This is a genomic window from Bartonella sp. B1098 (assembly GCF_944896145.1).
Classification (GTDB): domain Bacteria; phylum Pseudomonadota; class Alphaproteobacteria; order Rhizobiales; family Rhizobiaceae; genus Bartonella.
Map to the genome: position 1 here is coordinate 503,862 of NZ_CALYLP010000002.1, position 15,728 is coordinate 519,589.

4 protein-coding genes are annotated in these 15,728 nt (G+C 38.5%); 1 reads left to right on the top strand and 3 read right to left on the bottom strand.

All coding sequences use genetic code 11. The features are described from left to right. Positions 1-712: 712 nt before the first annotated feature. The 3 genes from NNJ85_RS02180 to NNJ85_RS02190 form a co-directional block, all read right to left on the bottom strand. Positions 713-3,523 (bottom strand): autotransporter outer membrane beta-barrel domain-containing protein, encoded by a 2,811-nt coding sequence (locus tag NNJ85_RS02180; RefSeq protein ID WP_254473188.1) that lies wholly within the window; start codon positions 3,521-3,523, stop codon positions 713-715. A 1,137-nt stretch (positions 3,524-4,660) separates the two neighbouring features. Further along, a complete protein-coding gene (locus NNJ85_RS02185) occupies positions 4,661-7,903 on the bottom strand; it encodes an autotransporter outer membrane beta-barrel domain-containing protein (RefSeq protein ID WP_254473190.1) in 3,243 nt (1,080 codons plus the stop codon). Positions 7,904-8,581: 678 nt separating this feature from the next. After that, complete coding sequence (locus tag NNJ85_RS02190; RefSeq protein ID WP_254473192.1) at positions 8,582-14,497, bottom strand: autotransporter outer membrane beta-barrel domain-containing protein; 5,916 nt, start codon at positions 14,495-14,497, stop codon at positions 8,582-8,584. A gap of 199 nt (positions 14,498-14,696) precedes the next feature. Between NNJ85_RS02190 and NNJ85_RS02195 the strand changes: the two genes are divergently transcribed. After that, entirely contained in the window at positions 14,697-15,647 is a 951-nt protein-coding gene (locus tag NNJ85_RS02195) for a siderophore ABC transporter substrate-binding protein (RefSeq protein ID WP_254473194.1), read from the top strand. Positions 15,648-15,728 lie beyond the last annotated feature (81 nt).

Genomic DNA, 15,728 nt, shown 5'->3' on the forward strand with positions numbered 1-15,728 from the left:
CAAAGCAGTGATCTCAAGAGAATTTGTAAATTGACACAAAAGGAGATGACATATTGCCTCACAACTTTATGTTTATCGCGTTCTCTAAGAGAGTCACAACCATCACGAAGAACCAAACACCCCAAACAGAATATAGGCATGTTGCCAATTTACGTGCTTATTTTAAAAAGACATCTCTCAACACATCGAAGTTCATTTCGCGATAGCGCCCGTAGAAAGATATAATGGTCAATTCATTGAGCATCCCATCTTTACACTGATGAATAAGTAAGCCGATATATCCCTCACGTTACCAACCCTAAAATGTTGCAACAGCCCTTGGACCCTTGAGGCGATTCATAAGAGACTTTTTGGCTCCTTTCTTATCCTCATTTTTATTCACACGACCTCTCCCTTGTAACGTGTAAACAAATGATTTTGATTGATTCAACGTGGCCCAGATCTAAAATAAGAAAGCCCGACGATACTCATATTTTTTATTCAAAATAAAAAACAATGCATTATTATAAAAAAATATCTTTCATAGAGGAAAAAACAGCAAAAACGGAGCCTCAGAATGCTTTATCTCGTTTCTAAAAAGAAACAAATTTTCTCATGCAAAAAACATTCTTTAAAAAAGCTTATCTTCAAAGTTGCAAGCAAAATAATAACAAAAAAAACCACAAGCGATGCTTGTGGCTTTTTTAAAAAATTAACCCCAAAGGCAATCATCCTAAAAACGATAGCGCAATCCACCAGAAAAACTGATTCCAGAAAAACCACCTTTGCTCAACTTATGCTGATAAACCAAATCCCCATGAAGCGCGAAATTTTGAGACAAGCGAGCATTAAGCCCCAATCCCGCTTCTAGAGAAGAACCAAAAGCTCCCAACTGGAAAGAATCTTTAAAGCGCACAGATCTTTCTTTGCCAAAATCATGAGCAAAATGAATTTTCCCATAGAAAGAAACATCACGATCCTTTTCAGGCGCAGCAAGTGTCTTCATCAAACGTCCACCAACACGCACCATCCATTGATCAAGCTTATCCATCTCGATATTGAAATAATCAATATCGCGGGCCTCATTAAACTGAAGATATTGATAAACAACCTGAGCTTGTGGATCAAAAACAACACCCTCATATCCTGTGTCAATTTTCTGACCACTCATCAAGGAAACACTTAAAGGATTGCCCTCTAATGTTGCTGTCTTCCCCCGTACAGTTGTCAGAACATCGCCCTTAAAAAAACCATAAGATAAAAGACCATCGACATAAAATCCTGTATCGTGCTGCAGACTACCATAGACTGTAGCAGTCCATTTATCAAATGTACTTTTTTGGCTTTGTTCAACATTCAAAGGTTGCAGAGAAAGCTTTCCGTACGATCCCATAACCCCAAAGGATATGGTACTCTCAACGCTTTCAATTTTTTGTAGCAAAACACCTGCCTCTAGAGCATAGTACCCTAGATCGCCTCCATAACCATATTCAAGCGCAGACAAATCTGAAGTATAACGGGAACTCCCCCCATAACCACGCAAAAATGAAGCAGGATTTTCACGAATTTCCAACATTTCACGAGGATGAGCACGCTGTATCTCTAACTGCTTATTTTGATTGCCGATATCCATCAAACCAGCATGAAACAAACTATTCGGCAAGAGGAGATAAGTTGGTACCTGCGGAACAACCGATCTTACACCGCGCCCAGATAGAGAAACAGTTTCAATCTTAGAAAGACTATCCGCAGAAGATACCGAAACAACATCCGCAGAGAATGCTGAAACAGAATCCGCAGAGGACGCTGGAATAATATCCTCAACAGAAGCATGTGCAGGAGGTGTCCGATTAGAAACCATAGGAGTGTCTCTATAATCAGCAAACGTTTGAACACATTCGTTTTCTAAACGAAAATTCCAAAATGTCCCTCCGTTTTGAGCAAATCGCTGTTTAACATGTTCTTCCCCTCTAGTAGCGTTTGGTCCATAAGAACGAAGAATATATTTATAAGGTGCGCCATCCAATGCAACATATTGCCCATTCAGTTGAAAAGAGTCAGGCGATGCATCTCCATAAACTTGAATAATTGAAACACTATGCGCTTTTTCATTTTTTTCTCCTAAGCCTCCCGCAACCCCATGTATATGCACTATAGTCTTTCCCTTAACATCACCATGAATGAGGAGCCGATCCGTTACTTGATGGTCACTTGTATCATAGGGATTTAAACGTGCATTCAAATGAATCCAAGCATCCCCTGATGCCTGATAAGCAACACCACTTCCTTTTCCGATATAAAGCGTTTGGTAGGGATGAGCAGTGCTGGATTTTGGTTTTTCAAAAACAATAGAACTATGAGAAAGATCAATCGATGAAATAAATGAAACATCTTTATAATCAGGATCGTGTAAACTTTGATGTCTTGGTCGCAACAAAGCCCACTGTGAATTATTTTTCAAAACAAGGTCGGCTACAGAACCATTATCAACCTGAGTTTGACCAGCAAGCGCAGAAGCATCAGCAGTAACCTTTATAGAAGAGCTACCTTCAACTTTCAGCAACAAATCCCCAAAAAGCTTTGTGTCCTTTAATGATATGTTAGATTTCCCCAATTTACTGCTGTAAAGAGCTATACTCTCTGGAACGACAAAACGCGTCTTTTTCAAATAAACGCGCGATAATCTTCCCTCTAACTGCCCCTCTGATGCTGGCTGACCTTCAAAGTACATACCATAAACTGCATTCCCTTTCACTGTAACATTGGAATCCCCAATATCAATCTGAAGATCTTTATTTCCCAGCAATAAAAACCCATGCGCATCATTCACATCAACAGAACCTTTCATAAATTCAACATAACCATTTCCAGATATATGAAAAGCAGCATGATCACCCTGATGACCTGCATTCTGCCCTTGTCCCCCTTTGCCAGTACCAGCCTTACTATTCATAGAGACACCCTCTAAAATAAATTGCCCTTTTTCTCCTGCTTTAAACCCAATACCACCGAAATTCACTTGAGTATTTGTTAAATGAACTGAACTTTGAAATTTCCCTCCTGCCAAAGCTCCCACTTCAATTGCATCAATCGATCCGCCAGATATTGCAATGGAGCCACCTTGAGATTCAACCCCCACTAAAACCCCACTCAACGTGGAGTCTGCCAGAGAAACTACCGCCTTTTCTGATACCTTTACGCCATATTTCCAAAATTTCTTTTCCAAATTATTTTTTTCATTCAAAATACCCTTAACAGTTATATTCTTTCCACGAAGAGATGTATTTGCCTTAGACGCCTCTATCGCTCCATGAACACCATGAGCATTTTGATCTGTGAGCAAATAAATTTTATTATTAATTTCATGCGCTTCACCATCATCACACTGATAAAATGCTGCATTCTGACCACATGAAGACGGCTTTTTCCTAGAGAGAACTTGAGATTCAGCATTGTGCGCAAAAACATCAACATGGTGTGTCAAAAAAAGAAGTGCGGTTGTTAAAGTATATAAGGAGAAACGTTTTTTAAATAGATTGACCATAATTCCACCATAATTTTGCCCCCCTTACTTAAGAGAAACATTCAACATATAAAAAATTTAATACGTTTTGGTTCGTATGTATTGAGATTATTAATATTTTTTGTGTTTTATGTAAATGTAGAATTAGGAAATAACTAAAGAATACAATCTAAATTTGTCATTTTTACAAAAAAATTATAAAAATAGAGCTGCAAAACAAGAGAAAAATCACCTTTAAAATCGCTCTCTGCAAAAACAGTTTTAATCGGTTTGCATGCATTAAAAATGCCTATTTTAAACTGCTACCTCATCAATTCCCAGAGCCTGTATAACCAATATCCTTGCAATAAATATTCTATTGAAAAAATGTATGCTCCGTAAGCAGACAAAACATATGCCAAAATTGGAAAACAAAGGGGCATATACATCTGCTTTTAGGCAATCTTTAGGGTAAGACAGCTGAATTTAGAAAGAATAAGAACGTATAAAATAAAATCAGCTCCTATTTTTATCATCTTCTTATTCAACTTTACAACATTGAAAAGTAGTCCAGAACCCTATCTTCAAAAAACAAAGATTACATGCGTTTTCTTTTATTTATCGCATTCTTTAAAGAAAACACATTTTCAAAAACAATATTAATATCTCTCATTTTTTCCAAGCTCATTTCACAATGATGCCGAATATAATATAAAGCTGATTGAGATACAATGCTCATCATGTTTTCGTAAAATGGAGTAGCCTCCTTTGACCAACTTCTAATAGTGTAACTCCCCTCCTCTCGACACAATTCACAAAACGATATGGGCCGCTTTTCTTCAATGACTTTTTTCTACCTGCCGATCCTTCCCCATGCAAACGACAGCTTTTTATGAATTCAAGAGATTGAAAATATTTTTAGCATTCTCAATTAAAAAATATCTTTATCAATCAGCATATTATAAACAATATGAAAGAAATTCTGAAAGACGCGTTTTGAAACAATAACGCACCATTTTCTTTCAAGAAAAATAAAAGAAGTCCAGTCCCAAAACATATTAAAGAAATGCAAAACTCATACTCTATAAAAGGCGATAACAACAAAATGCATAGAGAAACAAAAAAACCACAAGCATAACTTGTGGTTTTTTCAAAGATTAAACAAAAACAGTAACAACACTAGAAATGATAACGCAATCCACCAGAGAAACTGGTTCCAGAAAAACCAGCTTTCGTGAGCTTATGCTGATAAACCAAATCACCATGAAGCGCAAATTTTTGAGACAATTGGGCATTAAAACCTAATCCAGTTTCTAATGAAGAACCAAAAGCACCTAGCTGAAAAGCATCTTTAAAATGCACAAATTGTTTTCCTTCAAAACCATGAGCAAGATGAAGCTTGCCATAGAAAGAAATAACTTGAGCCTCATCAGCGGCAACCAGCACCTTTGTTAAACGCCCTCCAACACGCCCTACCCACTGATGAAGCTTTCCTAAATCAATATCAAAGCCGTCCACATCACGCACTTTATTAAATTGAAGATATTGATAAACAACCTGAACTTGTGGATCAAAAACAAAACCGTCCTCTCCCACCATAAATGTTTTACCACCCGTCACTGAAGCACTTAAAGGATTTCCTTTTAATGTTGCCGTCTTGCCACGTGCTGTTGTCAACACATCCCCTTTAAACAAACCATAAGACACAAGTCCATCAACATAAAAGCCTGCATCATGTTGCATACCACCATATGCCGAAACTGACCATTTATCAAAGGTACTTTTTTGACTCTGTTCAACATTTAAAGGGTGCAAAGAAAATTTCTCGTAAGACCCGATAATTCCAAAAGAAGTGGTTCCATACATATTTTCGATTGCTTTTAGCAAAACACCTGCCTCTACAGCGCTATAATTAAGCTCGCCACCATAACCATATTCAAGCGCAGAAAGATTTGAAGTATAACGATGATTGCCGCCATAACCGCGCACAAAAAAGAGAGGATTTTCGCGACTTTCTAATAAGCCACCAGAAGCAATTCGCAAAGCTTCTAACCGCTGATTTTGATTGCTAACATTCATCAAACCAAGATGACGTAAGGCATTAGGCAAAAGCAAATAAGTCGGAACCTGCGGAACAACAGCCTTAACGCCCGGCTTAGGACGAGGCTCTGGAGCCGGTCCTGGAGGAGGTGTCGGACCAGGAGGGGGGATTGGACTTGGATCTGGTTCAGGTTTAACATCATCAATAGATCGACTCTCAAGACGAAAATCCCAAAATTTTTCGCTTCCTCCAACTAATCTTTGAGCAGAATCCGCCTCCCCTAATTCAGAGCTTGGACCATAACCATAAAGCTTATACTGATAAGGTAATTCGTTTAACGCTACATATCCCCCTTCCAACTGAAAAGAATCTTGCTTTGCTTGTCCAGAGACCTGAATGATTGAAATACCTTCATTACTCCCTCCCCTTCCCGTGTATCCTCCCGGACTTCCTGCAACAGCATGCACATGGAGCTTTGTTTTCCCAGAAACATCACCATGAATTAAAACACGATCAGTCTTTTGATGCTCAAGAGAACCACCACTATTCAGATAGGTATTCACAGAAATAGAGGCACCTTCCCGTGCTTTATAAACTTCACCCTTTCCCTTTCCAATATAAAGGGTTTGATAATCATCAACAGAAGAAGGGTCTTGTCTTTTAAAATGAATAGAGCTCTCCCCCATAAGACTGACGAGTGAAATAGAAGAGCTATTTGCATCCTCATGTTGATCTGTTGGCAACTTTTGTTGTAAAATCCACTTAGAACCACCTCCCAAATAAAGTTTGGCATTCGAGTTTTGATCAACGTATGTACGACCTTCAAGCGTAGAGCCATCAGCCAAAACGGTTATAGAAGCCCCTTTCTCAGCTTTTAATAAAAAATTCCCTGAACGAAGCGTGCTGTTCATCAAACTCACCACACCAGAAATGAGGTTTTCGCCATAAATTGCCGCATCATCTAAAACAGAAAACTTTGTTGTATCCAAATTAACAACTTCTAATCGTGGTGGTACTTTTTCATCCCCTAATGAAATCTCCTCCTTTTTATCCCCAGCTTCGCTCCATGGTTTTTCTCCCTGAAAATAGATTCCATAAGATCCCACACCCTTCACAGTAACAGAAGAAGACTTAAAATTAGCCTCCGTCACATAAAAGTTATTCGATAAATCCTCAACGTCATCTACGGTTTCAGATTCTTCTTCAGATCGTTCTGGTCCAGAATATAAAGGCTTGACTGAATTTTTTAACAATATACCATGCGCACCCTCAGCTTTAATATCCCCCCCTTTAAACTCAACCTTTCCCCCTTCATCCATTAAAAAGACCGCATGGTTTTCACCTTTTTTCCCCTTTCCAGTAACAGTAACACCATCGAGAAAGACCTTTCCCCCTAATATTGCAGAAACACCGTGACTATTCATAAAATCAACGGATCCACCTAACATCCGAACTTCTGAATCCTCATAACTTAAAAGACTGGCAATCCCATCAGCCGTCTTAATGTCTGTCTCTTCTAAAAGAACAAACGACTTGTCTGTTGCATCAACCCCCTCTTGACTTTCCTCAATCTTTCCTTTGCTTACTTCAATCACTCCATTATTTGTACGAAAGGCGATAACAGTGTTTTTAAGAACTGGATCTTTCAAAACAACCTTACCGCTATCTAATACGTGCACCCCCATTAGAAAAGTTTCATCAGCAATTTCACTGCTAACTGCTACATTTTCTCCCTCAACTTTGGTTCCTATACCCTTCACCGTTACAGCAGTAGGACTAGGAGGATAAGCATTTTTATTCGTAATCTTATAAGATTTATTATCAATTCTAGCTTCCCCACAATTATCGCATATATAATACAATCCACTATAGTAATAAAACCCAGGTTTCATACCTCTTTCATCAGAGTCCGCATCTCTAACCCTGTTATTGACATCTTTCTCATGCTTGTTCTCTCCTTCCTTTCCACTCAGCTTACGATAATCACTCCCCCCACGAATACCTTCATCATTATTACCAACATGAATCATACTAGGAATATAGCGATTATTCTGCCCACTCTCTCCACTAAGAGGAGGCTTATACAGATTACTTCCACTAAGATGACCACCAGAGACAGGCCTCCCACTGATAACATTACCATTAGGAAGAGCGCTAATAGGATATCCGTCAATGCCACTCGTAGGAGGTGTTACAATAGGATACCCTTCAACGCTACTGGGAATATAACCCACATCTGAAGGAATAAAGACAATTGGGATGGTGTTGTTATAGTTACTATTATAAACACTTGCAGCAATCACCATTCTATTTTGAAGCAAAGAAAGAATAGCTGTTGTACAAGCACATAAACATACATGATTTCTAAACACTTTAATCATAGTTCCCTCGAAACTTTCCTTCCCCTCTCATTAAAAATAAAAGCACTCGAAAAACATGCCGCTCTGCACCTAAAATACGAATGGTGTAACCATTAAGATATGTCTCTCATGCTCATTTGAACTGTGCAATGAATTACCCCTATAAACTTGGCAGAAGCTCTACGCATAAAACTATCTATAAGAGAATAATGACAAAACACAATTTATAAGTGTATAATGCATTCTGTATTTCGTGTAAAGAGAAAATGAAATCAGTACGTGCAATTAATTAAAGACACAATTTATTCTTGTGCAATTTTAAAAATTAATCCACAAAGAGATGAATGAAAAAAATGATTTAAATCAGTGAAAACAAACGCTCAAAAACGAGCTTTAGAAAGCATCAAATATGATATTAGAGTATATCAATACGGCACTAAAAAAGATATCATAACACATACTGGACTTCTGAACGCTTAAAAAGCCCATACAAATGTATCACTCTATCGCATCATCATCAGCGAAAGTTTTAAGAAAATTCGCTTTATCGTAGAAAAACGCGCTCGTGCGCACAATAAATATGTCTTTTCTATTCATATCAAGAAGACGAGAATCTTTTAGAAACAACACAAGTTGTTATAAAGAAAAAGGCAGCACAATGTGCTGCCTTTTTTTAAAAGGTACATCTTGTACCTTATATTAAAACTGATAACGCACGCCTCCGGAAAAACTTGCTCCAGAAAAACCAGCTTTATTAAGCTTATGTTGATAGAGAATATCAGCATGCAGAGAGAACTGTGGCAACAATTTGGCATTAAATCCTACCCCAGCCTCTAATGAAGAACCAAACGCCCCTAACTTGAAAGCATCATTGAAATGCACAGACTGTTTTTCTCCAAAACCATGAGCAAGATAAAGCTTACCATAGAAAGCAACAGCATTCACACCTTCAGAGCCTGTAGGAATCTTGGTTAAGCGTCCACCAACACGTGCCACCCATTGATCAAGGTTACCCATTTCAATATCAAAATTGTCAATATCGCGGGCCTTATTAAATTGGAGATGTTGATACACAACCTGAACCTGCGGATCAAAGACAAAACCTTTATACCCTGTTGCAATTGTCTGGCCACCGATCACAGAAACACTCAAAGGATTACCTTTCAATGTTGCTGTCTTACCGCGCGCAAGAGTGAGAACATCACCTTTGAACAGACCATAAGATAAAAGACCATCGACATAGAAGCCCACATTATGCTGCATGCTACCATATACCGTAGCAGTCCATTTATCAAATGCACTCTTTTGACTTTGCTCAACATTCAAAGGCTGCAGAGAAAGGTTTCCATACGTTCCCATAACCCCAAAGGATAGAGCACTATCAGTATTTTCAATAGTTTGCAGAAGAACACCGGCCTCTACACCACGATAGTCAAGATCACCATTATAACCATATTCAAGTGCAGATAAATCTGAAGCATAACGGTAACTTCCACCATATCCGCGTAAATAAAGAGCAGGATTCTCACGAACCTCTACCATTCCCGTAGAAGTCATCCGCAATGTCTCCAACTGCTTATTTTGATTGTTAATATCCATCAAACCAGCATGGAATACACTATTAGGCAAGACAAGGTAAGTTGGCACTTGTGGAACAACAGACCTGACAAATTGATCTGGAAGGGCAGAAGATCCAGCAGACTTAACATACTGATTTTCTAAACGGAAGTTCCAAAATGCTCCACCATCCTTAACAAATTTCTGCTGAACATGCTCCTGTTTCAAAGTCGCTTCTGGACTATAAGCACGAAGAGTATATTTATAAGGTGAATTTCTCAGCGCAACATAATTACCATCGAGTTGGAAAGAATCTTTCTCCGCTTGACCATAAATCTGAATAACTGAAACACTATGAGCAATCTTGGCATTCGCTTGACTATTTGCTACATTGCCTACATCGCCTCGTACATGTATTTTCGTTTTTCCAGAAACATCACCATGAATGATAAGCCGATCCGTAACTTGCTGATCACTTGGATCATGCGGGTTTAAACGTGCATTGAGATGAATGACAGCATCACCTTGTGCCTCATAAACTATGCCTTTCCCATTTCCAATATGGAGAGTTTGATATTTTTCTCCAGATTCCGAAGATCTAAAATCAATAGCACTATTTACAAGTCTCACAGAAGAAACGCATGAATCCACACACCCTGCATCTGAAGCATCCAAACTCTTCTGAACACTTCTTTTGAGAATCCACTCTGATTTATTGGCCAAGTCTAATTTTGCATAAGAATCTTTATTAACGCGAACACCACCTGTAACAATAGAATTATCAGCCGAAACCGATATATTAGAATTATTCTCAGCCTTCAACAACAAGTCACCAGCGAGAGTTGTTTTATTTTCTAATGAAACATGACCAGTAGAATTATTACCATAGATCGCTATACCCTTTGCAACTTCAAAATCAGTCTTTTTCAACGAAACTGTCCCCGTTATACCTATAGGCATATCCTGTATGGGTAAAACACTTCGCTTAACAACACCTGCTTTCTCAGTCGCTAAATTCTTACTCTGATTTTGTTTCCTCTCTTCCTTCTGTATGAGCCCATCAAAATAGATACCATAGGTCCCATCACCTTCTACTTTAACAGTAGAAGCCTCGATATTCGCGTGATTGACAGCAGAACGAACCTCAGAAGATCTTCTCTTCCTAAAAGTCCCCGTTTCAACCATATCATCACCCTTTCTAACCCACAAAGCATGTCCATCAGTCACAACATTTCCGTTCTTAAAATCAACAGAAGCATTATTTCTTAACAGAAAAGCCGCACGTCCAAATACCTTTGCAGAATCTGATGTCCCTGCTTCTTTTTTCACAGTAATGTCAACTTTGTCTAACGTAATACTTCCTCCAGATTCCGACCTCACTGCCACGCCCTTTGCCAAATTAATAGCTCCAGTATTCATGGTTATCTGACCAGCTTTACTTACCAGACCAGCTGCAGCAAAATTCCCCGTAACGTTAATTGTCGTATCCTTTAAATTAACAGATGATCCAGAACCCGCTAACGTACCTACATAATGAGCATTAACCGTTCCACCAATCATCTCAACCGCCCCACTTCTTTGTGCTTCCAGCCCAATCACAGAAGACTGAATTGTGGAGTTTTTATCTAAAACAACTTTTGCATTGTTTTCTGCAAGCACAGCACTCACAGCCTGTAATGTATTAAAACCAACATTATTTTTACTATCAGAAAAATCCGCAGCAATAATTGTGCTTCTCTCTAATTTAATAACCGTATCCTGATTTTTTGCATGCATAGAATGTTGAGTTTTATCCGTTGTCTTTAGTGTTTGGCCTTGTACGGTATGTGATTGACCATCACTACATGAATAAGCAACTTCAGATTTCTCCGCACCATTTCCCTTTGTAGTTTCAACACACTGTGAAGAAACAACTTCCTGAACCACATTATAAACAGGTACAGCAGGGAGTACCTGAGACCTTCCTAAGGAGACTACAGGTTGCGTAGAGGAAACAGCCTTAGACCTCTCCGTAGAAGCTGAAGACAAATTTATAGATACAGTAGGCGAAGTTCCCGCAGATGCATTAGTATTCTCAGATAGAAGTAAAATACGTTCTCGTCCTAAAGTCCTAGTTGCTTCCTCCTTAGGTGTAGAATCCCTTCGCTCAGATGCAGTAGAAATAGCCTTAGATACTTCCTTAAGAACAGGGGGGACTAAAGGCTTTGTGCCCTCCGATACAGGAGATTCAGGAGAAGAGATGCGTTCACCTTCAGAAGAAGCACCAATTTCAACATCTGTAGCAGCAAAGTTTTCTACATTCTGATTTCCTCCACTTGAAACAACAGGTTTACTTGAGCTAACAGGACTCTCAGTAGTAGGAACAGCTAATGTAGAAGATAGGGTATCTCCCTCCGTTTCAGCAATTGAAGAAATTTCATCTAGAGGACTTAAGTCTACATAAGAATCATCTATGTCAGATCTTGCAAGCATAGAACTCTCTGTCGTAATAGATTGAGGAGAAGAAAGTATAACAGTCTGGGGCGGAATTAATACATTCTCTGTAATATCACCTTCTCCTTCTACTATATTATATCCTACATCATCCAATTCCCCACTTGAATTATCAAGAAGAAAAATACTTACATCTCTATCACTTGTTTCTAACTCGCTATAATAATTAAAACCTCCCCCCAGAATATAACGATCCGTTTCCCTTCTTTCACTTCCATCAACAGTCTCCTCAGTTGTCAAGGTATGTAGAGCAGCAGATGAAGGATCTGTTATTGCAGAAGACTCATTTTCACCCTCTTCATGACTGGTATTATCTGTATCAGCTCTCCCTAAAGAATTTGGTCTTACTGGTCTTAAGTTAAGCTCTGTGGAACCTGCAGAAACAACATCTCCTGTACCGTCCTCATTCTCTTTTCTAACTTCAAAATTATTAAGATTCTCGAAATCAAAATCTATATTAAAGAAATGAGGAACAGAAATTGTATATTCCGCTAAGACTATTTCCGATGCCAAAGGAGGTTCTTCCTTAGTACCATTTGCAGCTTCTATTTTACTCTCTAAACGGTAATCCCAAATCTGTCGACTTGTTACCAATTTATTATCAAAATACTTCATCTTCGAAGGAGACGTTGGACCATAAGCACGAAGAATATACTGATAAGGCGAACCATCTATCGTAACATACGCATCATTCAGTTTAAAAGAATCTTCCCTCGCTTCCCCATAAACCTGAATAATTGAAATACTCTGAGGTTTATAACCTTGAGGATTCTGATCTTGTTGATCTCTACCGCTTTGTCTAACTTTAGACACATGCACCTTAGTTTGACCAGAAACATTACCATGAATTAAAAGCCTATCAGATAATTGAGACTCCGCTGATGCATTAGCCTGCACAGATGCACGTAAATGAATATGAGAATTCCCAGAAGCGACGTAAACTGTGCCGTCCCCATTTCCTATGCGAAACGTTTGATAATTATGGTCTTGTTGACTAGCATCATTTTGCAAAGGCAAAAACGAAATAGCAGAATCGTCAAGCCTTAAAAATGAAATACATGAGTCCTCACAACTGTCACTACGCTCTCCAAATTCACTTCTTCTCGTTAAATGCCACTCCGATCCATTGAACAAAAAAATCTTACCCTGAGAACCTTTTTGAACATAAGCAGGACCTTTAATTATAGAATCATTAACAAGAACAGACACTTTAGAAGAAGATTCAGCATGCAAGAATAACTTACCAGAAACCGTCGATCCGCTATCTATAAGGACAGAGCTTTTCATATTGTTACTTGAAACGGCTACACCATCTGGAACATTAAAGTTAGTTTCCTGCAAAAAAACTAAAGATTCCTCATTTTGTTGCGAATCAATGAATTGATTATTAAAATATATGCCAATAGACGTCTGACCATTCAGGTTAATAGTTGAAGATTTTACAACAGCCTTAAGCTTAAAGTCCGTTTCATAGTTTCTTGCCTCTGTCTCTTGTCCTAAAATTTTTGGTATAAGATAGTTAGCATAATCCGAAGAAGCAAGAAATTCGCTAGGAGGCCCATCTATTTGAATACTATTCGGGACTGAAACACTGCTTCCTTCATGACTGCTTTCTTCATCACTGCCAAACAACAATACACCAATAGAATCTGAAAGACTCAAGTTTTCATTTTTTAAGGAAATAAAACCTTCATCTATAAGTAAAAGGCTAGTCGTATACTCTAATTCATTGCTAGATTTACTTTCATTTATTTTAATACTGACATTATCTAGTTGAATGAATCCTCCGCTTTCTGCTGAAACCACAACTCCACGTGCTGGGAAAATAATTTCTCCCCGTTTCATGTCTATTACTGACCGAGCGGTGGTACGCAAACCAGTTACGCTTTCATTGCCGTCCTCGTATTCGCCATCCTCGTATTCGCCATCCTCGTCTTCGCCGTCCTCGTCTTCGCCGTCCTCCCATTGTTGGCCCACCACATGAATCTGTGTATTGTTCAACATAATAAATGATCCACTTTCAGCCTCAGCCCCCATATTTGCACTATAGCTCCCCCCATTTTCCATAACGATCTTTCCACCATATAAAGCGTAAAGCCCAGTGTCAAAATGATGAATCCATGTGTCTTTTAATTCAACCACTCCATCTTGTGATGCAAATACAGCACTCCCATAAATCCCATAACCCGGCACTGCTCTATCCTCAGCCCCCTGCTCTCTCACATTAAGCAAATGAACTTGATTCCTAAGAGCTGAATTGCGCAATTTAATAATTGTCGGTTCTTTTTTAACAACATAATCACCGTTACTAAAATCAACCCTTCCCGCTGCTACAGCATTATCGCCATTCTTCTTCAGCATAACCGTAGCATACTTCACCAAGTGCTCTTTGCCATCTTGACAAACTATAGATGTCAAAGGGCTACCATAATCTTTATAACTACCTACAGTACATGCATTGACACCATCACCATTGGCTATAGAGGCATCGACACCTTGTAAAAAGAAGAAAGCACTTGTTGTCAGTGCGTACAAACGTGTACGCTTTTTAAATACATTGATCATATGTCAAACTTTCTAAATAATGTTGCAAAAACACTAGAATTAAGTGAAAATGAGGTAAGTGAGCAGTTTGTAACATATGTTAGTCAACTTTACAACATAGTGTTATTTACGATCGCATCATTTTGTGCACAAAAATGCCTAAGTTAAGGTTTTTAAGTGTGCAAACCCTTGTAATATAAGATAAAAGGATAAAATCACGATGATAAAATATATGAAATCCGTGACTTCTATTTTACTGGTTGTAATCTGCTTTGCAACGGTTTTATGGACACAAACGAGTATGGCAAAGAAAAGTACTCAAACAAATATAATGATTAATCATGTTTCAGGCACAACTTCTGTTCCCGCTTCTCCGCAAAAAGTTGTTGTGTTTGATCTTGCATCGCTTGATAATATGAATCATCTTGGGATTAAAACGGTTGTTGGCATTCCTGAAGGAAAAAAACCTTCCTATCTGCAACAATTTGATGATGCAAAATATGAGAAAATCGGCACTGTTTTTGAACCAGATTATGAAAAAATTGCCACTCTCCGGCCCGATTTAATTATTATTTCCTCCAGAACCCAAGCAAAATATAACGATTTATCCAAAATCGCTCCAACCATTGATCTAACGATAGGAAACGAAAATTCTCTTGAAGATATTAAAAGAAATGTGTCCATCCTTGGAAAAATTTTTGGCAAAGAACAGGAAGCAGAAAAAGAAATTACAAAGCTTAATGAAACTTTAGCTGAAGTCCGTCAAAATACCCAAGGAAAAGGTACAGGGCTCGTTCTCATGACCTCTGGTGGAAAAATCAGTGCTTTGGGACCAAAATCACGTTTTGATATTTTTCATTCCGCTTTTGGAATTACCCCTGCAACCGATAAACTCACTGTACAAAAACATGGACAGCTCATTTCTCCTGAATTTATTCTTGAGACAAATCCTGATTGGTTGTTGGTAATTGATCGGGATGCTGCAATTGGGAGAGAAGGACTATCCGCAGCACAACTGCTCAACAATGAGCTTGTGCACCGCACAACAGCAAGCAAACAAAACCAAATTATTTATTTGGACTCTTGGAGCTGGTATCGTGCAAGTGGTGGTTTAACAGGACTCCTTGAAACCGCTAAACAGATCAACCAAGCCTTTACAAAGAGCAAATAAGCACACAAAAAAGCTTGCTTGCGATATGAATAAAATTTAAAAGCAGAGGTTGTTTATGAAACAACCTTTGTTTTTTTGTTA